Annotated in this window: 19 protein-coding genes; 7 read left to right on the top strand and 12 right to left on the bottom strand. The window is 44.3% G+C overall.

The window, feature by feature from the left end:
• Positions 1-208 precede the first annotated feature (208 nt).
• Positions 209-460, top strand: coding sequence for a VF530 family protein (locus tag B3O12_RS07060; protein ID WP_286748245.1), 252 nt, complete (start codon positions 209-211; stop codon positions 458-460).
• Between the two features lie 23 nt (positions 461-483).
• Here the strand turns inward: B3O12_RS07060 and B3O12_RS07065 are convergent, their stop codons facing one another.
• The gene (locus B3O12_RS07065; RefSeq protein ID WP_286755783.1) at positions 484-1176 is read right to left on the bottom strand and encodes a DUF2490 domain-containing protein; all 693 of its coding nucleotides are present in this window, start codon (positions 1174-1176) and stop codon (positions 484-486) included.
• A gap of 253 nt (positions 1177-1429) precedes the next feature.
• Here B3O12_RS07065 and B3O12_RS07070 point away from each other — a divergent pair, with 253 nt between their 5' ends.
• Together B3O12_RS07070 and B3O12_RS07075 are read left to right on the top strand one after the other, a co-directional pair.
• Positions 1430-2125 carry a nitroreductase family protein gene (locus B3O12_RS07070; protein WP_189629727.1) on the top strand — a complete coding sequence of 232 codons (696 nt, stop codon included), beginning with the start codon at positions 1430-1432 and terminating at the stop codon, positions 2123-2125.
• A complete protein-coding gene (locus tag B3O12_RS07075; protein WP_286755784.1) occupies positions 2118-3413 on the top strand; it encodes a D-alanyl-D-alanine carboxypeptidase in 1296 nt (431 codons plus the stop codon). Before B3O12_RS07070 ends, B3O12_RS07075 begins: the two co-directional genes overlap by 8 nt.
• A gap of 65 nt (positions 3414-3478) precedes the next feature.
• Here B3O12_RS07075 and B3O12_RS07080 read toward each other — a convergent pair whose 3' ends face one another.
• Entirely contained in the window at positions 3479-4432 is a 954-nt protein-coding gene (locus B3O12_RS07080) for a DUF6268 family outer membrane beta-barrel protein (RefSeq protein WP_286755785.1), read from the bottom strand.
• Between the two features lie 146 nt (positions 4433-4578).
• Between B3O12_RS07080 and B3O12_RS07085 the strand changes: the two genes are divergently transcribed.
• The 4 genes from B3O12_RS07085 to B3O12_RS07100 all read left to right on the top strand — a co-directional run bounded on the left by B3O12_RS07085 (position 4579) and on the right by B3O12_RS07100 (position 14045).
• A complete protein-coding gene (locus B3O12_RS07085) occupies positions 4579-7680 on the top strand; it encodes a WD40/YVTN/BNR-like repeat-containing protein (protein WP_286755786.1) in 3102 nt (1033 codons plus the stop codon).
• A 10-nt stretch (positions 7681-7690) separates the two neighbouring features.
• Positions 7691-9178 carry a S10 family peptidase gene (locus tag B3O12_RS07090; RefSeq protein ID WP_370299061.1) on the top strand — a complete coding sequence of 496 codons (1488 nt, stop codon included), beginning with the start codon at positions 7691-7693 and terminating at the stop codon, positions 9176-9178.
• A gap of 445 nt (positions 9179-9623) precedes the next feature.
• A complete protein-coding gene (locus B3O12_RS07095; RefSeq protein WP_286755787.1) occupies positions 9624-11927 on the top strand; it encodes a hypothetical protein in 2304 nt (767 codons plus the stop codon).
• A gap of 375 nt (positions 11928-12302) precedes the next feature.
• Positions 12303-14045 (top strand): amidohydrolase family protein, encoded by a 1743-nt coding sequence (locus B3O12_RS07100; protein WP_286755788.1) that lies wholly within the window; start codon positions 12303-12305, stop codon positions 14043-14045.
• Between the two features lie 73 nt (positions 14046-14118).
• Here B3O12_RS07100 and B3O12_RS07105 read toward each other — a convergent pair whose 3' ends face one another.
• The 10 genes from B3O12_RS07105 to B3O12_RS07150 form a co-directional block, all read right to left on the bottom strand.
• Positions 14119-14481 (bottom strand): STAS/SEC14 domain-containing protein, encoded by a 363-nt coding sequence (locus B3O12_RS07105; RefSeq protein WP_189629721.1) that lies wholly within the window; start codon positions 14479-14481, stop codon positions 14119-14121.
• A gap of 257 nt (positions 14482-14738) precedes the next feature.
• Positions 14739-15647 carry a citrulline utilization hydrolase CtlX gene (gene ctlX / locus B3O12_RS07110; RefSeq protein WP_286755789.1) on the bottom strand — a complete coding sequence of 303 codons (909 nt, stop codon included), beginning with the start codon at positions 15645-15647 and terminating at the stop codon, positions 14739-14741.
• A gap of 7 nt (positions 15648-15654) precedes the next feature.
• Positions 15655-16443, bottom strand: coding sequence for a transporter (locus B3O12_RS07115; RefSeq protein WP_286755790.1), 789 nt, complete (start codon positions 16441-16443; stop codon positions 15655-15657).
• Between the two features lie 19 nt (positions 16444-16462).
• A complete protein-coding gene (locus tag B3O12_RS07120; protein ID WP_286755791.1) occupies positions 16463-16915 on the bottom strand; it encodes a thioredoxin family protein in 453 nt (150 codons plus the stop codon).
• Positions 16908-19256, bottom strand: a complete 2349-nt coding sequence (locus tag B3O12_RS07125; protein ID WP_286755792.1) for a TonB-dependent receptor — start codon at positions 19254-19256, stop codon at positions 16908-16910. Before B3O12_RS07125 ends, B3O12_RS07120 begins: the two co-directional genes overlap by 8 nt.
• Positions 19257-19390: 134 nt before the next feature.
• Positions 19391-20008 (bottom strand): bifunctional phosphoribosyl-AMP cyclohydrolase/phosphoribosyl-ATP diphosphatase HisIE, encoded by a 618-nt coding sequence (gene hisIE, locus B3O12_RS07130; RefSeq protein ID WP_286755793.1) that lies wholly within the window; start codon positions 20006-20008, stop codon positions 19391-19393.
• A complete protein-coding gene (hisF, locus tag B3O12_RS07135) occupies positions 20005-20766 on the bottom strand; it encodes an imidazole glycerol phosphate synthase subunit HisF (protein WP_189629717.1) in 762 nt (253 codons plus the stop codon). The genes hisIE and hisF overlap by 4 nt, the downstream gene beginning before the upstream one ends.
• A 53-nt stretch (positions 20767-20819) precedes the next feature.
• Entirely contained in the window at positions 20820-21539 is a 720-nt protein-coding gene (gene hisA, locus B3O12_RS07140) for a 1-(5-phosphoribosyl)-5-[(5-phosphoribosylamino)methylideneamino]imidazole-4-carboxamide isomerase (protein WP_286755794.1), read from the bottom strand.
• Positions 21540-21659: 120 nt separating this feature from the next.
• Positions 21660-22241 (bottom strand): imidazole glycerol phosphate synthase subunit HisH, encoded by a 582-nt coding sequence (hisH, locus tag B3O12_RS07145; protein WP_286755795.1) that lies wholly within the window; start codon positions 22239-22241, stop codon positions 21660-21662.
• 20 nt (positions 22242-22261) lie between these two features.
• Entirely contained in the window at positions 22262-22996 is a 735-nt protein-coding gene (locus B3O12_RS07150; RefSeq protein WP_189629714.1) for a phenylalanine 4-monooxygenase, read from the bottom strand.
• Between the last annotated feature and the right edge of the window lie 242 nt (positions 22997-23238).

Raw genomic sequence — 23238 nt, forward strand, 5'->3', positions numbered from 1 at the left:
CACAGCGTCTTTTAACAGCCATTTGTGAAGACACAAATGGAGGCAAGGTTCAGAAATATACTTCTTGCGACTTAAGTAAGTAACCCTATTATTATTTTAAAAAGCATGCAACTCGGCCACCTTTAACGATGAGCAGCCTACAGCAAAAAAGCAAATGCCTTCGCCCAGAACTTCACTACCACTTCACGCAATTCCTTACCTTTGCTTTATGGCAATTGAATATACCCGGAACGAGAAAATTGGGAGCCAGCCCAATAACCCTTTACATGGCGTAAAGTTGGCTCATATACTTGAGCATTTGGTAGCCGACATGGGTTGGGAACGCATGGCCGAGCAGGTCAACATTAATTGCTTTAAAAGCAATCCTAGCATTAATTCCAGCCTTAAGTTTTTGCGAAAAACTCCCTGGGCACGAGAAAAAGTAGAGCGCCTATACCTTAAACAAACAGGGGCGCTCTAAGTATATTTTCAGTAATAGACGCTTTACCAGTTATGATGAAGGCTGATTTGCGCCTGGCCTTTATCCCAGTTATTGGTGGTTTGTTTCATCCATCCCAATTGCATACGCAGTTTGTCATTCAAACCATACCCCATTCCCACATACGTGCGGTTTCGATCGAAGTATTGTACGCTTCTTCCATCGCCAATACCTCTTTGGCCATTAATAAATAACTCATTGTACAGGGCTATATATGTTGTGCCCTTCTTCAGCTCCGTAGCATTGAGCGGAATATTCACAAAAATATTGTACCGGTATCGGGTTCGAAAATTCTGATCGGCTACCCAACGTTGCTCGTATCTAAACCGATGTGTGAGGAGTACTCTGCTGCCCAGGCGGTGAGGAAGCAAAGCCTCCTGATAAATGCGGCTTTCATTGAAAGTATTCGTACCATCTCCAAACTCTCCGGTGGTGATGTGGCCATACCCCAAAGTAAGCAATACGTTCGATTTTTCGGGAGTATAGGTGATACCGGTGCGTAGCAACAACTGCTCAAGGTCGCTTCCGGCATTCCAAAAACGGAACTGATAATCGCCCTGAATACCAAAAGGGCCGTCACCAAACTTCTTGTTAAAGAAGTACATGTACCAGGCGCCCAATTGGTCTCCCGGTACGTTTTGAGCTTTTAACGATGAAAAAGTAAGCAGAACTAGCAGGAAAATTATAACTCTCTTCATTCTTTAAATTTTACAGTGGCCAAAAGTAGCCCACCCTTTTTGAACATTGATGTTGTTTGGGGCCGAAAATAACGGAATTGTGCTATTGCGCACAGCCTTGTTATGCCAATGCCAGTATCCTTATTCAAATTCAGCACAAAAACGTAAGTATCCCACCCCACCTACCACAGTTTTGGCATTAGATTTCAAAAGAAAACGAAATACGCCAAAAGCAATTTTTCCCTAACTTCGAAATTCTAAGAAACGACTATCTATGGAAAAACAGCCAGCGGTTAAAGTAATTGAAGGATATGAGCACATTGAGTACAGCCATGTACACTATGAGCCCGAAGAAATGATTCAGAGAAGTCGCAACTTCTTTGAGTGGATGGATACAAGAAGGTCTGTTCGCGAATTTTCGGATCGGCCGGTGCCCAAAGAAGTTATCGAAAATATTATTAAATCGGCTTCAACAGCCCCTTCAGGCGCACACAAACAACCCTGGACTTTCTGTGTGGTAAGCAATCCGGAACTCAAAAAGCAAATCCGGGAAGCTGCTGAAAAGGAAGAATACGAAAGCTATACCAACCGAATGAGCGATGAGTGGCTCCAAGACCTGAAACCTATGGGAACGGATTGGAGAAAGCCTTTTCTAGAGATAGCTCCATACCTAATCATAGTTTTCAAACGACCATTTGAATACAATGATGATGGGTCTAAACATCAGAATTATTATGTCAACGAATCGGTTGGTCTGGCCGCAGGAATGCTCATAACGGCCATTCACGATGCGGGTTTGGTTACTCTCACCCATACACCAAGTCCCATGAATTTTCTGCAAAAAATCCTGAACCGTCCGGACAATGAAAGACCTTATTTGCTCCTTCCTGTAGGCTATGAAGCCAATGAGGTTTATGTGCCCAACATTAAGAGAAAAAGCCTGGACGAAATGGCCGTGTTCTATGAATAGCAGAATACTCTGCCTGGTTTTGTTACTCTTGTTGGCCTGCCAGAGCATCTGGGGCCAACGGTATTCCAAGCGCAAAATCCGAAAAGACCTGCAAGAATTACCGGGGTTCGAAAACGCCTACATAGGCTTTACATTGGTTGACCCCGAACGATCTAAACCAATTTTTGAGCAGAATGCTCACAAGCACATGACTCCGGCATCTACAAGCAAACTCTTTACGGTGTTTGGAGCCATGCAGCACTTGCCCGACACATTACCGGCTTTGGAATACATAATAAAGGGAGATTCCTTGATTTTTTGGAGCACAGGTTATCCGCTAACCCTTCATCCGGATCATCCCGATTCTACCGTCATACAATTCTTAAAAGCCTCTGACAAACGGCTTTACTACTGGGTTCGGCCTACCAAAGATTCGCGCTTTGGACCGGGTTGGGGCTGGGACGACTATCCTTACTATTACGGAGCTGAGAAGTCTGTATTTCCATTGTATGGCAATAGCGTGAGGTTTATTCTCAACAATCAAAACAAAACCTATAGTCTACAGCCTTACCATCAGGGCTTTAGAGTAACCACCGACTCGCTCAATGCACGGAGAAACAGAGTGGTACGAGATGAATGGTGGAATGAGTTTACGATTGATTTTTCTGATTCGGATGAGCCCGACACTCTTCTTAGGTCTTTCCATTATAATCATGCTCTTTTTACCGATTTACTGGCCAAAGAAGTAGGCCAACCCATTGAACACATTGCCTTAAATAAGCGTCCACAGTACTACCAAACCCTGCCCGGAGTTCCTGCAGACAGTCTTTATAAGTGGACTCTCCAACCTTCTGACAACCTCTTTGCCGAACAGCTTCTGCTAATGATTAGCGGACAAATGAGCGATACTCTAAACACAGAAAAGGGCATTGAGGCAGCAGTGAATAGCTGGAAACAACAAACCAACAATCCGGAAGATTTAGTATGGGTAGATGGTTCGGGGCTTTCGCGCTACAATATGTTTAAACCCTCAGAATTCATTGCCCTGCTGAGTTTATTCCGTGAACAGCGCATCTTACCTTTAATGGCTCAGGGAGGCACTTCAGGAACCCTTCAAAGCCGCTACGGCCCTTACGTGTATGCCAAAACCGGAACCCTGCGACATAATCATTGCCTCGCTGGCTACATTCGCACTGACAAAGGCAAGCTGCTTTACTTTGCACTTATGGTTAACCACTTTACGGCCCCCACCGGCACCATTCGCAGCTCCATGGGAACCATGCTGGAAAAGATAAAAAGCGGCTACTAAAATTAGTTTTAAGCTAAGGTATTTCACATGAATTAATACGCCAGGCCAGGGCCGTACCAATGCCCTTACCTGGCTTTTATGCCACTCCAAAGCTTTTGTGGAGGCACAAGAAACAGGGAAAACTTCAGCTGAGTGCTGTCATCTACCTTAAACTCCTCCACTGCATTGCGCAATCGCTCTCCGGGTTCGGCCACAAAAAAGCTCAGGTTGCTCAGATAGCTTACTTCACCGGCCAGCCAAAGCCAATCGTAGAGCTGCTTCTCAAGCATTAGCCCACCATATATATCGGCTCTTTGCAGCGTAAATTGACCCGACCCGTCTTGCAAAGCGTCTGTTACATTATATCGCCAGTTGTCAAAAGCCAATTTTGCTATAATGTGCGTCTTATTATCTGGGTGGAACCTTAGCTGTGCATTGCCCGGCAGATTGAGTTCAAGCAACCACTTATCCCTCAACTGCCTGTGATACAATAGCGTAGGATATACATTCCAAATACCCAGTGCATAATTAACCACTCCTCCATAGCCCCAGCGAACCCGTTCGTTAGGTTTCCGGGTAAGCATACCCGATATATAGTGTCTACCGGCAAATCGGTTCAAGCTGAATTCGTTGCTGGCCAATTCAGACACTCCAATAAGAATAAGCTGTTTACTGTTTTCCAGCGTTCGTTGATAAAGCAAGTTTATGCCCGTATTGAAGAGTTTGCCCTCATCGAGCTTTTCGTAGAGCGGTTCGTTGGTGCCCGAAAGAGACAAAGTCTGATAGGCCAACTCTGTATGCTTAAGCTGTACACCAAAAAGTGTTTTCTCTCTAAGCACCAGCGGAATGCCAAAGCGATACTGCCAAAGCCTATCGGTTTGGATTCTTGTGGTAAGCCCATCGGGGCCCATGGCACTGTAGTTACCAATAGAAGATACGGTAACCTCCGACACTCTTGGCCTGTAAGTCATCAGTTTCTGCCCAAAAGCAACAAAGCATACACATTTAAGCACCGCTATTAGCAGAATGTACTTCCGCATAGGTTTGTTTGTTAGTAGTTTTTAGCAAGCAAGACTTCAAATAAACGAAATTCCTGCTTAGCGCAGATTAGCTACCACTCTTAAAAAAATGAACTTTGGCAGAAGCGATAATTTTTATCTTGAGGCCTCATTCAACAAAAAACCAAATGAAAAAAACGCTTCTGCTTTTATTCAGCCTATTTTTTACTCTAACCGCCTCACTGCAGGCTCAAATCACTTCTCAAACCTTATCCGGCCTACACATTAGAAACATTGGCCCCGCCACCATGAGTGGTCGTGTGGTAGACCTGGCCGTATATGAAGAAGACCCCTATACCTTCTACATTGCCACAGCTACCGGAGGGGTATGGAAAACCACCAACAACGGAGTAACCATGGAGCCGGTTTTCGAAAACGAAAACACCCACTCCGTTGGAGCCATTGCCCTGCATCAAAAACACCCCAACATAGTATGGGTAGGTACCGGTGAAAGAGCCAACAGACAAAGCTCTTCCTGGGGAGACGGGATTTACAAATCGAGCAATGGAGGAAAGACATGGCAACACATGGGCCTCAAAGACTCTCACCACATTGGCCGAATTGCCTTGCACCCTTCCGACACCAACGTGGCCTATGTGGCTGCAATGGGCCACCTTTGGGGCCCCAACAATATGCGTGGTCTTTATAAAACCACTGATGGTGGAAAAACATGGAACCGAATTATTTATGTGAATGACGACACCGGAGTAGTTGACGTAGCGTTGGACCCGCAGAACCCTGAAATAGTTTATGCCGCCACCTACCAACGTAGAAGAACACCTTTTGGCTTTGATGGCGGGGGACCGGGTTCAGGGCTTCACAAATCTACCGATGGAGGTAAAACCTGGAAAGAACTAAGAAACGGACTACCCGAGGGCGACTATGGAAGAATTGGAATTTCCATCTTCCGTAAAGACCCTAACATTGTCTATGTCTCCGTAGAACAAGGCTATCAATACAATGCCTCCACGGCCTATAATGAAAGAAGAGCAGGCGTTTACAGATCGAAAGACAAAGGCGAGAGCTGGGAGTTTATGAGTGATTGGAACCCTCGTCCAATGTATGCCAGCCAGCCACTGGTTGACCCTAGTGATGCTTCACGCATATACATGATGAACCAGTACAGCTATTCAAGCGATTCTGGCAGAACCTTCCGTCCGGCCCGGCAGTCCCTGCATGGAGATGATCGCATTTTTTGGGTGAACCCAAAAGATTCGCGCCATGTAATGAAAGGCGATGATGGAGGAATTGGCATCTCCTACGACCGTGGCGAAACCTGGCTATTTATTAACAACCTTCCCGTATCTCAATACTATAGAGTTGCAGTAGACATGGCCACTCCTTACAACGTGTATGGCGGCTTGCAAGACAACGGAAGCTGGGTAGGCCCTTCTGAAACCTACCGAAGTGCGGGTATTCTCAACGAAGACTGGAAAAAACTAGGAGGCGGAGACGGCTTTTTGAACCTTCCCCACCTTACCGACCCTGACATTGTTTATACCGAATCGCAGTATCTGGGCTTATCCAGACTTAACATGAAAAACGGTCAGCGACAAAGCATTCGTCCGGGAGACCCCAGAGGACACATAAGTGCCAGACGAAACTGGGATGCTTGGGGGCCCGGTATTCCCGAGCCCGAACTCGGCAACGCCATGGCTCCAGCCAACTGGGACGGCCCGTTCTTCCTGAGTTACCACGACCCCAACACAATATATGCTGGGACCGACCAGCTTTGGAAAAGCACTGACGGAGGAGCTACCTGGAAAAGCCTGGGTAACCTCACCACCCGTGTCAACCGCAGAGAGCTCACCATTATGGGACAAAGAGCGGATACCTCTACCCATTCACTCGATGACGGTATACCCTACTATCCTACCCTGACCGCAATTGCCGAAGACCGGTTTGTTGCCGGGCACCTGTATGCCGGTACTGACGATGGATTACTACAGGTTTCTACAGACGATGGTAACACCTGGACAATTGTAAGCGATAAACTTCCCGGTTTGCCAAAAGACTCATGGATCAACACCATTGAAGTATCTTCGCACCATGCCGGTACAGCCTATGTGGCCATTAACAACTACAGAAACAACGACTTCAACAACTACATCTATAAAACCAGTAATGGTGGAAAGACCTGGGAGTCTGTTGCAGGCGACCTTCCGGCCAACCGGGTGGCCCGGGTACTGCGCGAAGATCCTAAAAACCCTGATTTATTATACCTGGGCACTGAACTTGGCTTATTTGTTAGTTTTAATGGAGGCAAGAATTGGGTGGAGCTTAAAAACAATATGCCTACCCTCCCCTTCAACGATCTGGTAATTCACCCCAGAGATAACGACCTGATTTTGGCCTCGCATGGCAGAGGGGTTTGGATTCTCGATAACCTCTCGGCTTTGCAGGAAATTGGCTCTCAATGGCATCAAAAAATGGCACTCTTTAGCATTGCCGATGCAGAGATGGTTAACCGAAACATTGGTGGAGCACATACAGGTGACATGTATTATCGTGGAGAAAATCCGCGCTACGGAGCAGCCATTGACTATTACTTGCGCGACTCTGTTGATGCCGGAAAGCTCAAACTCACCATTCATGATATGGCCGGCAACGAACTGGCCGAAGTAAACACCTCCGGCAAAGCAGGAATTCACCGGACCTACTGGAATTTCCGTGGACCAGACTTCAAAGCCATGAACTCCGATCCAAACAGTAACCGAAGGGGTCGAGGATTCGGCCTTGGCGGACCGGAGGTAATTCCCGGGCTTTACAAAGCAAGATTATCTTATGACGGTAAGGTAATAGAGCAAACCTTTAGGGTTAAAAACGACCCTCGACTAGACGTGAGCATCAATGTGCAAAAGGAATGGCATGCCTCATTGCTCAAAATAGGAAAACTATACGAAGCCGTGATTGATGGTATGCTACCGGCCCAACAAATGGGCTGGCACCTGAACAAACTGGATAGAGAAAAGGTAAGCTACAATGAAGACGCTGCAAAAGCCATTCACCAGCTCAACGACCGTTATGGTGAACTGCTCAGCAGGGTGCGCTCACTCTATTATGAGTCGAGTGGATGGATTGGCCCCTGGACAGGCGACCAGAAGGCGCAATTTGATTACTACTACTCAATGCTGCCAAAACTGGCCAATGAAACCCAGCAAATCATTAAAAACACTATTCCTCAATTGAACAGAGGCTTAAAACGAGAATTCAGATACACCTTAGATTAATTTCAACACTATGAGAACAATGAAACTATGGACAATAGCTCTTTTGGTACTCTTTAGCCTTGGTCTGAGTGCCCAGGAGTTCGAAAGACATATCCCAATAGAATCGGCCGTTAAAAGCCTGCATGCGGTAACCATTAAAGGTAAAAAAGTTCAGTATGAAGCTACTGCCGGCACACAACCCGTGTGGAACGATGCCGGTAAACCGGTGGCCACCCTCTTCTATACTTATTATGAACGAACAGATGTAACGGACAAAGACCGTAGGCCTCTGGTCATCAGCTTCAATGGTGGACCAGGTTCGGCCTCTGTGTGGATGCACCTGGCCTACACCGGACCTAAAATTCTCAAGATTGATGACGAAGGCTACCCGATTCAACCCTATGGTGTGAAAGACAACCCCCACTCCATTCTGGATGTGGCTGACATTGTGTTTGTAAACCCTGTGAATACGGGCTATTCTCGAATCGTGGACCCGGAAGCCGACAGACGTCAGTTTTTCGGAGTAAATCAAGACATCAGCTACCTGGCTGAGTGGATCAATACCTTTGTGAGCAGAACCAACCGATGGAACTCTCCAAAATACCTGATTGGCGAAAGCTATGGAACCACACGGGTGTCCGGCCTGGCATATCGCCTGCAAAGCAGCCACTGGATGTACCTGAACGGGGTTATATTAGTATCGCCTACCGAATTGGGTATCGACCGTAGTGGCCCTGTAGAAATGGCCAACAGACTTCCGTACTATACCGCTGCAGCCTGGTATCACAAACAGCTACCTTCTGACTTGCAGAGCAAAGACCTGCTGGAAGTACTGGAAATGTCGGAGCAATACACGCAAAACGAATTACTTCCGGTAATTGCCAAAGGTGCCTGGGCCAGTGACAGCGAAAAGAACGAAGCCATTCGCATGTTCGCCCGATACTCCGGTCTCGATGAAGAAGTGGTAAGACAACATAACCTGGATGTACCGGAGAATTTCTTCTGGAAAGATTTGCTCAGGCACGAAGGATTCACTGTAGGACGACTGGATTCCCGATATAAGGGTATCGACCGAATGGACGCAGGGACAAGTCCTGACTTCAATTCGGAGCTCACCAGTTGGTTACACTCTTTTACCCCGGCCATTAACTACTATTTCCCTAATGTGCTCAATTACAAAACCGATATTAAATACAACATGTTCGGTCCGGTAAGCCCTTGGGATAGAAGCGGAGACAATACGGGTGAGAACCTGCGGCAGGCCATGGCCATGAACCCCTACCTGCATGTAATGACCCAGTCGGGCTATTACGATGGAGCTACTACATATTACAATGCCAAATACAACATGTGGCACTTAGACCCAAGTGGTAAATTGAAAGACCGCCTTAGCTTTAAGGGTTACCGAAGTGGACACATGATGTACCTTAGAGCGGAAGATCTGGAGAAAGCCAATGAAGATATTCGTGAGTTTATTCGCAAGAGCATACCTCCTGCCGGTACTCCGGCCAAGTATTAGGAAGCCTTGATTGGGGGTGGTAGAGCTTAGGCTTTCTAAACCATAACTGGGGGCTTAAAGCCTGAAGTCTTCTAGCTCCAATCGCAAAAACTCATAGATAACGAACCTAAAAGAGGGTATTTAAAAAGCTAAGCAAGCATCACCCTGAACGCGCCTACCTGTCTCGGTAGACAAGTTCAGATGATCAGTTTGAAGTTTTTGAAATACCCTCTTTTTTATTTGTAGGTTGAACTTAAGTACCACCAATAACCGACAACTGGTAATTGACAGGTGCAATATTTTACAAGGTTATTTTATTTTAACACCCACCTATTTACTCTCAAAATACAATTCAAGCTCAATTTGGCGAGAATTTGACCCCTGACGGCTGAATATTCACCCATCATTTTCTCTTATTAAAAAACTTATCTCAACACATTAGTGGCTCAATAAACTAACAAACAAAATGAGCACACTAGAAAAAACAGAAGTTCACAAGGCTGAACTAACTGATTACCAAAACACAATTGCCACAGCAGCCGGTAAAATTGCTGAAGCCCTAGTTAAAAAGTACAGCAAAGAAGCGGCAGAAAAGGCATCGATTGAAATATTAGGAATAATGACCGGTGGAATTGCAACCATGGTTGTTGGAGGTTTTTTTGACTATTTCTTCCCTCCTCAAGAGCAAAATGCGATAGACTATACAAAGATTGAAGACATCATGAGGGAAGTAGTCAACGAGCAGGATCTAAAAAACATAACAACTAACATTTATGCAACCTGGACAGAAAACATTAAAGACAACTACCAGACTGCGTTACCAATTCCAAACCCTCAAGTCAATGGAGATGACCAATGGACCGAGCCCGTCTGTCAGAACCTCATTCAAATTCTAAACGAATCACTAAATTCTCTCATTGGAGATAAAGGAGCTTCAGAGCATAACTTGACCAGGCTAGCTCAAGACCATTCCATTGCTGGTATTCCGGTTTACATATTTGGAGTCAACCTAGCTTTAGCTATTCTTCAAGATAAAGCTATGATCTACAAAATGAACAAAATCCCTGATCAGTACTTTCAGTATGAAAACCTCACCAGAACAGGGGAACATCCTGGAACTATTGCCACAACAGCCGAAACCTATGCAAAACAGCTAGACCAGAATTGGCAGAAATCAATAGAAAAAAGAATATCCACACAATACATAGGCTGGACATGTGAAGATCACTACATGCTGAACTATGTAAATATGACTGCCAAAGATGGTGACACAGTCATATTAACCCAGCGTAGTGATTACAACCCCAACAATGGATTTTTTGTAAATGCACACCAAAGTGAGTGTTACCTAGGTGCCTTCGCAAACGATTTTATTCATCATTACTATCACCCTAAAACCATCAATGCTTACTGTGAAACAATGGGTTATCCTGACGCTATTATTGATAAATGGCTAAGTTTAAAAACTTCACCAATGGGTACTCAATCCATTAATAGTTTTTCGGATAATACAGATCTTTTTAAGCCGAACAGGAAAGATTATTTCATTTTAGATGCTGATTCCGGAGTCACAAGCATTGGCAGAAATGATCGTCTTTACTCGGTCAATCGTGTTTTTTATCTAAGTTTCTCAGATGATGGAAACCTTCAAATTATAAGAAGGGCTGATCAAACCGTGTTTTGGTCAACCGATATTAAGGAAAACACTGCGAGCTCCCTCAATTTTGATACGGATGGCCAATTGCAAGTTGTAGATGACCAAGGAAATAGCCTTTGGTCGGCACCTACCAAAGGTGAAAATTATGCAATACTTAGCAATGAGGGCTTTTTGCAAGTTAGGAGCAAAGGTGTATTTGCTCCCTTTGGAGGAAATAGCATTCAATGGGTTTCTGACATGGGTATGTTGCCGGCCTTCATCCAACCAAAAGAACAGGTGGCGGTATCCACATATAAATGTTTAGATGTTAATCTAAATGTTAGTTGCATTGTATACCGGCAAGCCGGTAATGATTTCCCACTGAACCTATTTGTAACTTCCTCACTTGACGGGCTCAGTTGGTACCGAGAACCACATATGTTCCCGAATAGAATGACCACCGACAGCCCACCGGCAGCAATAGGTTATAATAACGCTATTCAGACTGTCTTTAAAGGCAATGGTAATAGTAACCTTTATCTAAACTCAAGCAACCCAGAGCTAGATCAATTTGGTGGGCTTGTAACCTATACATCAGACGCGACCACAGATAAAACGCCCTCATTGTATACAGGTGATGGATCTTTTGATGTGATATATAAAGGGTCGGGAGGTACTACATCTATCTGGCAATTGGAAACAACAATCCCCGAGGCTTCTGGAACCATTACCAATCTACTACCCGAAGCCACAGACACAACACCATGCGTGATTAAATTCAATGGCATTAAAACGATAATTTACAAAAGCATTGGTCAAACCTCCGGGACTGTTATGTGTAAACTTGGAGGGGCTGCACCCCAGGCAGTCCCTAACTGCCAAACTTCAAGTACCCCGGCAGCTGTTGTCTTCAAGAACAAACTATATATAGTATTTCAAGGTAGTGGCAAATCAGAACAGGGCCTATTCGTTACAAGTTTTGATGGCACGAGTTGGTCTCCAAGCCCAACCCAAATAAAGGAAAGGTTGGTTAAGACAGATGCTCCACCCTCAGCCATTGTAATGAATAACCATTTATTGGTTTACTACAAAGGATCCAAAGAAGCACAGTTATATTGTGTTGTACTTGACTAAGACCTAAACCAGGTTTCTTAGAAGTGATCTATTGAAGCAAAACTTCATTCACTAATGAACCTTAATAAAGATTAAAAACGGTTCATTACTGGCTATAACTTGTAACAGGAGTCGCTTTACAATAAACTGACTCCTGTTCTTTTTATCAAAAAAAGCATTAACCATATACTTAGTGGTGAGGTAGCTCTGCATTACAAGACCGGCTTAATTTTACCACCTAGCCATTCACTCCTCTACACCTATTAAGCATTCACCCACCTTGCTTGATAAAGTTATCAAATGGACTTGTGCGTAAATTCTACGATTCAACAGTTTCCTAACCCATTGAACGACAGTTGTTTTTTTGTAATTTCCATTTCCTAACGCACATACCTTATGCCTTCAGCCAAAAAAGAAATCATCAATTGTCATACGCATATTTTCACCCGCGACCATGTGCCTCCCTTTTTAGCCAAATCATTTGTGTTTTGGCCTTTCTATTATCTTATCAATCTACGATGGATCACTTCGGGCATTAAGAAATGGCTTCGCTTCAGCGGTCGGCAGAAATATGCCCCCAACTCGCTTTACAACCGCGTAAAAGACTTTATTCAAGCCATCAACAACCACATACTCTCGGGTATTCTTCTCAAAGTGTTGGCCTTTTGGCTATCTATTAATGCCTTCTTTGTTCTGGTTTCCTGGCTTTCGTCCATAAGCCCGGCAAGTAGCGGGTTCTTAGCGCAAATCGAAAAGCTTCAGGCACGTTTAACCGAATGGTTTGTGGTATTAAAGCACCCCTCTGTGGTCTGGCAAATCAGTCTGGTAGTAATCGTTGTTTTTTTAATTCCTAATTCGCGCAAGATCATTTTTACACTGCTTAAGCTCATTTGGAGGTTCCTTCGGTTTATTCCCGGCAAACGCACTTTCGAATTATTAGAAAGATACTTGTTGCTAGGCCGGTTTGCCTTGTATAAAACGCAGAGCGGAGTGTTTACACGTCTAAAAAATCAATATCCTTCAGGAACCCGATTTGTAGTACTACCCATGGATATGAAATACATGGAAGCTGGAAAATTGCCCGCTCAAGGCGATTTTAAACAACAAATGGCTGAGCTGGTAAAGTTGAAGAAAAGCAGTTCGGGGCAGTGGCTCGAGCCCTTTGTGTTCATAGACCCAAGAAGAATAAGAGAGGAAGGCGACTCATTCTTTAGCTATACCGTAGACAATGGAAAAGTAAACCTGAACGATTGTGCTATTAAAGAATACATAGAAACTCAAGGGTTCAGCGGATTTAAAATTTACCCTGCCTTGGGCTACTATCCTTTCGATGAAGACTTGTTGCCCTTATGGAAATATGCAGCCGACCGTGGGATTCCTATAATGACCCACGCTATAGCAGGCACAATTTTCTACAGAGGTAAAAAGAAAAAAGAATGGAATGAGCATCCGGTTTTTCAGGAGTCTGATGGCAAAGGAAATATGAGACCGCTGAGCCTTCCTGAAAAAAAGAACTACGATTTCAGTATCAATTTCACCCATCCGCTCAACTATCTGTGCCTGCTCAGCGAACCTCTGTTGAGAACATTGGTAGCCAAATCGACCAAACCTGTCCTTAAAGAGCTTTTTGGATATGTAGATGAGCAGACCCCATTGGCTCACCACCTTTCTCACCTAAAGGTATGCCTGGCTCACTTTGGAGGTGAAGAGGAATGGGTAAAGTATTTGGAATCGGACCGGTATTCTTTTTCGCAACAGTTAATTAAGGACAGAAGTAGGGGTATTGATTTTCGTCTCAACCAAAACTCAAGCATCAATTGGAACATCCTTTCGCAGGTATGGCGGTTTGTAGACTGGTATTCCATTATGTGCAGCCTTATGGTGCAATACCCCAATGTATATGCCGACATTAGCTATATACTGAGTAAGCCCAGAATACTTCCTCTTCTTAAGGAGACCATTAACCCTGATATAAATCCACAGTTGAGCCAACGGGTATTATTTGGCACTGATTTTTACGTGGTGCGTAATCACTTTTCTGAAAAAGATTTGCTGGCGCAGTTAAGAGGGGGATTAACGGAGCTTGAATTCGACCGAATAGCGCGGGAAAATCCGGTGCATTATTTAAAAAAGTACTGAAGGCCTAAACTAAAGAAAAAGGGCAAAATAAGGACAAAAAAAAGAGGCTGCCCTACCCGACAGCCTCAAATTTTCACTCAGCTAACCACTCCATAGCCGTTTCATGATCTACGAACAAACGCATATCTCTATGGCCTGCACTTAGATTATGATTCTCCCACTGTTTGTATCCTTTTACATCTTCCCTAACCACAACTGCACGTTTGTAAAAAGATGACACTCCAAGCTGAGCAAGCTCTTGAGAAAGTTCACTCATATCGACTTCATCAGCCTTGAGGCTCGCCTCACGCAAATCAGTTATCACTCTATTCAACCCATTCTGATTTGCAATCTTCCCTACTTGTTCAAAGTACCTCTTGGCGATTTCTTTGGTCAGGTCTCCTTCAATTTTGCCGGAGACCAGCTTTAAACTATCAACCACTTCAACCTTAATCATCTCAAAGACCCTTCTCTCAAAAGCAGGTGCAAAATTAGTAAGAAAGACATCATAATCAAACCTTACCTCTTAAATATCAGATAGTTAACAATAATTTTATGCACCACGTTTTCCGGGAAAATATTCTATAGGAAAAAAGGTATTCCCCCTTCTTAATCAATGGCCATATGGGCCCGGGGGCAAATAAGATAGACCTGCCCCGAGACCAATTCATACCATTACAGCCTGGTTTCTTTGTTTGTACTGTACGCTCTCCTTTACAGTACGCGGCACATCATACAGCGCACACTACCACCACCAAACTTTTCTATTGTAGGAATCTGTACGGTTTGAATTTTAGAATGTGCCGACAGGCACTGTATTTGAGACTCTGTGAGGCTGTCATAGGCCGTTTGCGACATTACCAAAACGGACTCTCCCTGCTGGTTTTCAACCTCCAGCATGTTACCGGCAAATCCGTACATCTGATCCATGGTAATTTCAACCACCTCATGACCGGTTGTTTTAAGCGTTTGCAAGACATCAAAACGCTGGTCTTCTCTAATAGACTCTGCGCAAATAACGGCATACTTACTGGCTATGCACATAACCACATTGGTGTGGTATACTGGAACTCCCTCCTTATTAAAAGACTCAAAAAGGACAGGCTCATAACCGTTGAGCTCACAGAGCTTATTGAGAACGTCTTTATGCGTTCGCGAAGAAAGGCAAGCATAGGCCAGGTCGTTTTCATAATCTATGACCACGCTTCCCGTACTTTCCAAAAACTTATCTTCGGCCTCATATTTCGAAATGTCTATTACCTCCTTCACAGGTACTCCTGCCTCAGCTAACTCATCGAGCAAATCCATTCGTCTTTCCCATCGCCTGTTTTCTGCTAACATGGGATATAGAATTACACGACCATCGTGAAAGGAAACCCAGTTGTTCGGAAACACCGCATTTGGCTTTTTTGGCTCATCGGTATCGTCAATCACCACCACATCGATACCCGCAGCTCTTAGGGTTGCCACCGCACCATTAAATTCTTCTACGGCCTGACGTTGAATTGCATATTGTTGCTCTGCTCCTTCTGTTTGTTGAAATGAATTTGTTTCTGCGGTAGATGGATCGTAACCAAAATGTGCCGGTCGAACCATCATTATCTTAGCAGCCGCTTGCTTCATATATTTTCTATTTTAAAAATCGTTTACTCAAACCAAAGCCCAACAACAAGTTGGAAGCACTGTCTGAAAGCCCAGTACCGCCATAAACATCTATCTGCAAACTGGAGCTGAGCAAATAAGTAAGGCCGGCATCCATGGCATGTTCGCTTTGTCCGACCTTTGGAAATCCTCCATAAGATTCAATAAACACTCCCAATTTATCATTGAGCCCATAGGCAAACATGAGGGTGTAAAAGGTATTTCTGTTTTCAAAACCATTGTTGTGGGTCATTCCCAGGTTGGCCGAAAGAGCCAGCGACTCAGCCAGAGGGGCATCTACTGCCAGCCGTATATCGGTAAGAAGGCCACTTTGGGTTTCTTCAAAAATCCCGCCTCCGGCACTTACAATAAGCCCTATATCCGGTAGGGAAGAATTATCCTTAACCAATCCCACCTTGGCGCCAAACATGGTAGGAGCCACTTGGGCATCGTTCACAAAGAGAATATTACCATCAATTACCTGTCTTCTTTTACCTACTTCCTGGGAAAAGCGCAATTCAAACCGTTCAGAAACACCGTAGCGTAGCAGAGTATTGTTTAGAGAGAAATACTGGTATTTGCTATTGCCATTCGGTTGCATAGTGGCAACCGAATATTCCAACAAATAAAACCCTGTTTCAACCTGAAATACTCCCTTGGGAACAATGGCAGAAGAGGTGGTTTGGGTGGGCCTGTCTGTGTAAATATTCTGTGCTCTGGCCTGTACAACCAGTGCCATAAAACACAGCACACAAATGAATTGACTTACCTGTTTCATAAGCCACAAATGTATAAAATTAATGGGCCTTACGTAGTAGGTTGAGTAGCTCTTTTCTGGAGAGGTAGTTCCTTTTAATTGTCAAAAATTTGAACTCCATATCCAATATAGCTAGGGTTGGTGTAACAGGCACTTCGCCCTCTTCGGCAAAAAGGTAGGCCATTTCATGAAAGCCCTTATTAGAAGCACCGTTAAATACCTTTCCATCAAAAACACACGGGTTTGGGTTTTCGATATCCAGTTTCACCGCATAGAATTTGTCATTCAGTAATTGCTGTATCGCTGTATAGGTAAAAGCCTCTTTCTGCATTTTCTTACAGTAGGCACACCACTCGGCTTCAAGAAAAACCACGGTAGGTTTTGGGGCTTTGGTCAGGGCGCTATCCAACTGTTCAAAATTCATCCAGTTGACCTGAGCCCAAACGGTCGTGCTACAGTACAACAAACACCCGATGAGCCCCGATTTAATCATTGTTGCTCAGTTTAAGACTGACAAAATAGGTTCTGGGACGTCCGGGGCCATAGATGTAGTCAGAATCTCTTGTGGGCCCGGTCTGAAAATCGGCCTGATAGCTATTGAAAAGGTTCTGAATACCCCCACTCAGTTCTATGTGCAGATTCTTACCAATGTGAAAATGATGCGATGCCTTAAGGGTTGTATCCCAAAACCAACCGGAATTACGCAGCACCAGCACACCACTTTCTTGCAGTATTTCAGGCACCACCATGGGGCCTGTAACTACATTGGAAATAAAAAACTGCCAGTCTGTAGTTGTTTCATAAGTCAGGTTCCAAAAGCCGTATGCATTGGGCATACGGGTAAATCGCTGAGTTGTCACCAACTGCCCTTCTCCCGGGTTTTCCGGCTCATAAAGTACTTGCTCTTGTTCATAACGCGTTTTTTGGAGGGTAAAACCCGACTGAGCCACCCATCGGCTCGAAGGGGTATAGTTAAGTTCGAGGTTTAGTCCCTTTACCAAAGCCCCTTCACCATTTCTAACTTCTTCTATGATGGAACCATTGGGCAACTGACTCCCGGTATTTACCAAAACAAAGGGATTGTTGAGTTGGGTATAGAATCCTTGCAAGTTCAGCTCAAACTGCCGCTGCCCTTCTGCCCGGGTATAGCTCAACGAACCGGTGTAGGCATCGGAAGTTTCTTTTTCCAACCCGTTGGAGAGCAAAACGAATACGGGTTCTCCTCCGGCCGAAGCTATGTGCAAATCTTCATTAAACGCCTGAGGAGCTCTGAAGCCGCGAGCATAGCCCCCTCTAAACTGCCAATTGGAACTGAAAGAATAGAGCAGCGTAAATCGTGGGCTAATCACTCCAAAATCATTGTCAATGGTTCGATCAAAATCGCCAACCTGATAGGTGCCTTCTACCAAAGATCTATCGAAACGAGCCCCTGCCAGGGTCTTTAACTTTGAGTTAAGCTGCCACTCCCATTGTCCGTACCAGCCTATATTCTTCACCGACTGGTCCACCACACGGTTATAGCCGGGAATACCATCGTCTGTGGTGTTCTCCTGAAATTCAATACCTGAAGTGAATGAATGAGAGCCATCATTGGAATGAACCCATTGCAAACCTGTAATCCAGCTCATATCATCGGTAATACCATAAGCATTGGCAGCTAAAAGACTATCTTCAGGTGTTCTGGCTCCTCCCAACCCGCCATAATAGCTCCCTCTATCTGTTTGCTGCATGGAGGTATATAGCGAAAGCTTGTTTCTTTCACCAATATACTGATCGATATTAAAAGCTCCCATCACTATTTCATGGTCGAGTTGTTCGGTAATATCAGTATACTCAGGCCTCAAATCCAGCCGGTTTCCTCCTCTTCTAAATTCATTGATGTAGTTAAAATCTACCGAGAGCTTTGTGTTTCGCCCCACCTTATAGAAGCTCTTTAGCCCTAGCGTTTCAGCTTGCAGATTCACCATTTCTGTAAAACCATCGTTATTGGCATCGAAAGATTCGCGACTGCGGCTGGTGGCAAAGCCTGTGATTCCGAAGTTCAAACTATTGGAAACATAGGAGCCGTTGACAGAGTGATTCCAGTCGCTGGCTCGTCCATCAATGGAAGCAAAACTACTTCTGGCCTCCCAGGTATTGAGAACCGGCTCTTTCGTAATAATATTGATTGTACCCGCAATGGCATTCGAACCATATAGTGCCGAACCTCCGCTCTTTACTACCTCTACCCGCTCGATCATATATGCCGGAATCATCTCCAAACCATATACCCCGATTAGCGCGCTGAACACCGGCCGACTGTTGACCAAAATTTGTGTGTAAGGCCCCTCCAATCCGTTCAACCGAACCTGGGTAAATCCGCAGTTCTGGCAATTGGTTTCAACTCTTACTCCCGACTGAAAATTGAGGCCATCGGCCAGCGATTGAGACTGGGTAGCATTGAACAATTTTTGACCGATTACACTCACCGCAACTGGTGCTGATTTTTTGTCTATTTCATAGCGACTGGCACTTACCACCACATCATCTAAACCCAGCACATCCAACTCTAAAACCAGCTCTATCTCCAGGGTCTCACCTTGCTTGAGATTAAGCTTTTTGAGTGTTCTTTTATAGCCCACAAATCGAACTTCCAGTGTGACTTGCAAGGCCTCGGCCACTTCAATCCGGAACCGCCCTTGAGCGTCAGTTACATCAGATATGTTACTCTGTTGAACAAATACAACTGCACCGGCTACAGGGCCATCGCCATCCACTACCTTTCCTTTTATCACAGATTGTGCCTGAATTTGGAAAGCACAAAAGAGTATCAGTACAACGTAAACAGCCTTCATCGCAGCAAAATATTTCGACAAAGTTAAACACTACGAACCATAAGACTAAACAATACTTTACTTTATTCTAATTTTATTTTTAGACTAATCTAAATTCAATTAATTAATTACTTTTAAATCAAACAGTTACCAAACTATTTATCATGTCTTTCTTTAAGCACAGAAACTACCTCATTTAGCGTATATCCTTTGGCCTCAAGGAGCATCATTAGGTGAAAAAGTAAGTCAGCCGACTCGTTTAGAAACAGCTTATCATCATTATCTTTAGCCTCTATCACTACTTCTACCGCCTCTTCTCCTACCTTTTGAGCCACCTTATTTATTCCCTTTGAGAATAGTCTGGCCACGTAAGATTCATCGGTCGGCAGCTGCTTTCTCTCCTTTATAACCTGAGTGAGATAGGAAAGGAATTGGATGTTGTTCACATTGATTTCGTCCCAGCAGGTATCGGATCCTGTATGGCAAGTTGGCCCCTTTGGTTCTACCAAAACCAATAGAGAATCGCTATCACAATCTACGGCCACCGACTTTAGTTGAAGGTAATTTTCAGAGGTCTCACCTTTAGTCCACAGGCGCTGTTTGCTCCTGCTAAAAAATGTAACTTTTCCGGTATGGAGAGTCTTCTCCAAAGCCTCCTTATTCATATAGCCGAGCATCAGTACTTTGGCCGTTTTAAGGTCTTGGATGATGGCCGGCACCAGCCCATTTTCCTTCTCAAAATCTACTTGATTTATGTCTGTTAGCTTCCTCATTGTTCTATTCTTACAGGGATGTTTTTCTCTTTTAAATATGTCTTCAACTCGGGCACTCCAATCTCCTTAAAGTGAAAGATACTAGCGGCCAGAGCAGCGTCTGCCTTGCCCTTCGAAAAGGCCTCAACAAAATGTTCCATAGTTCCTGCTCCACCCGAGGCTATTACGGGCACAGATACCATGGTTGAGATTTGGGCCGTCAGCTCATTCGCAAACCCGGCTTTGGTTCCATCATGATCCATGGAGGTTAACAAAATTTCACCGGCTCCCCTCTCCTCTACTTCTTTTGCCCAGGCAAGAGTCCTCAGTTCTGTGGGGGTTCTGCCACCCCTCACATGAACAATATGCTCTTCATTAAGCCAACGGGTATCTATGGCCACCACTACACATTGGCTACCAAACTCCTGAGCCAGTTCGTTGATCAGCCCCGGTTGTTTAACCGCAGATGAATTGATGCTGATTTTGTCTGCCCCGGCATTAAGCAAAGCCGACACATCTTCTTTTGAGCTAATGCCTCCTCCTACTGTAAATGGAATATTGATTTCTGCCGCCACCCGTTTTACCAGTTCCACCAGGGTTTTTCTCTTTTCTACCGTGGCGGTTATATCCAGAAAAACAAGTTCATCGGCACCTTCTAAGGCATACCTTGCCGCCAGTTCCACCGGGTCTCCGGCATCGCGCAAGCCCACAAAGTTGACTCCTTTTACCGTTCTGCCATCTTTGATATCGAGGCAGGGAATAATTCTTTTTGTTAGCATGATATAGATATACGATCTATGGTTTTCAGTTATAAAAGGCAGTTTTGCCTGTTCTACTTATTAAAGGCGGCTAGTTCATCCAGAGATATTCTCCCCTCATAATAGGCTTTGCCAACTATGGCACCATAAAGACCTGCTTCGCGGAGCTCATATAAATCGTTCAATTCGGCCACACCTCCACTAGCAATAAGTTTTAGCTGGGGAAACTCTTTAATTATCTTCTTATACAACTCGATTGAAGGTCCTTGAAGCATTCCATCTTTGCTCACATCAGTACAAATACAATAAGTTACGCCTTTGGCTAAATACTGCTCTAAAAAGGGGAACAAATCGAGCCCCGAGTCTTCCTGCCAACCACTTATGGCTATTTTTTCATCGATTACATCCGCCCCCAGAATAACCTTTTCTGCACCATAGTGCTTCAGCCACGAGAAAACCATCTCCGGATCTTTGGCTGCAATGCTTCCGGCTGTTACCTGTTGTGCACCGGCTTTGAGTACAGCCTCAAGCGATTCGCTAGACTTTACTCCTCCTCCAAAGTCTACTCTTAACCGGGTTTTGGAAGAAATAACCTCTAAAACCTCCAGATTTTGAGGTTTTTGGGCTTTTGCACCATCCAAATCCACAAGGTGCAAATGAGTAATTCCGGCCTGCTCAAATCTTTGGGCTACCTCTAAGGGGCTATCTGAGTATTCTTTTTTCTGATTATAATCTCCTTTGGTAAGGCGAACGGCCTTGCCGGAGATAACATCTATTGCGGGTATTATTTTCAATGCTGAAATCTTTAGGGTTTATTCGTCAATGATTTTTTAGCCTGGCTGATGCTGCAGACTCCTGAGAAACAAGCTCTTTTTGCCTCTCAATAACTATCGATTTGCGGTTTTTACTATCTCTCACAACTTCAAAAAGTTGCGTAGAATCTGCTCTCCAACTTTTCCACTTTTTTCGGGGTGCGCTTGCAAGGCATAGAAATTTTCTTTTTGCAAAGCGGCAGAAAAGCGGTTTACATAGTTCGTTTCTGCCACCGTATGATCACTCAGTTCGGCATAATAGCTATGTACATAGTACACAAAGGGCTCATCAGGCAAGCCCTTAAACAGGGGCGAATTCATTTGCTCCAAATTGTTCCAACCCATTTGTGGCACCTTCAGCTTTGGGACAAACTTCTTCACCTGCACATCAAAAATACCCAGGCAATCGGTATTATTCTCTTCCGAATGCTTGCACATTAGCTGAAGCCCCAAACAGACTCCAAAAACAGGCTGTTTCAGATTCTTTATAACCACATCGAGCCCTTTCTTTCTCAGAAATTCCATGGCCGTGCTGGCTTCTCCCACCCCCGGAAAAATCACCTTTTCGGCTGACTGAAGCACTTCAGCCTGATCGGTAAGTACAGGCTCTACCCCCAAGCGTTGCAGGGCATAGGTTACTGACTGCACATTACCGGCATTGTAATTCACAATGGCTACACTCATATTCTTGAAATCTTTTAAGCTTAGGATACAACCGGTCTTTCCTTCAATCGTTTTTCAATCTTCTCTTTTATTTCAGGAATCGACTCGTAAAGCTGCTCATAAGAATCGATAATGAAGTAGTTTTCCTGCATTCGGTCTTTTCTGTAACCCGTATCTAAAATATGATCTACATCGTAAGCAAAATGGTTAGGTTCATTGGACAAGGAATATTTGGTTTCTCCTGATGAAGACAAAATACCGGCTCCGTAGATACGCAGACCTTCCGCTTCTCTGATAAGGCCAAACTCAATCGTAAACCAGTAAATTCTAGAAAGCAAGTGAATAGCCCACTCGTCTTCAATCCACTCATGGCCAAATTGGCTGATGGCCTGAAGAAAATCTACAAAGGCTTGATTAGTGAGCAAAGGAATATGAGCAAACACGTCATGAAACATATCTGGCTCTTCCAGGTAGTCCAATTGGCTCATTTTTCTAACCCACGTTGTAGCCGGAAACTTTTTGTTCGACATTAGCTCGAAAAACAAACCGTCTTCCACTATTCCCGGAACGGCATAGATTTCCCAACCGGTAAGTTGCCGCAAAATTTTGTTGGTATCATCAAAATTGGGAATGGCATCGGCTGTAAAGTTTACCTTATCGAGGCCCAACAGAAACTCCTTAGTGGCCGCTTTGGGCAACTCAGGAAATTGCCTGTCGAACAGAATCTTCCATACTTTCTGGTCTTCTGCTGTGTAATTTTCGTAAATCTGTTTCATATGGTTTTCTAAGTTTTAAGCATAAAAAAAACCCGGCTCTTGCGGAACCGGGTTTATCTATTTTCAATGAGTTTAAATCAATCAAAACATAAAACTACCGTTCCGCGCTGGCGTAGCATGGTAATAGTGGTAGTAATATGCGTTTGCGAATAACATGGCTACAAAAGTAGCTTATCCATTTTTAGGCGCAAGTTATTTCTCACTTTTTACATCAAAACATACATAAATAGGACAGCTGGTTG

Source organism: Roseivirga sp. UBA838, from assembly GCF_002296035.1.
GTDB lineage: Bacteria > Bacteroidota > Bacteroidia > Cytophagales > Cyclobacteriaceae > Roseivirga > Roseivirga thermotolerans.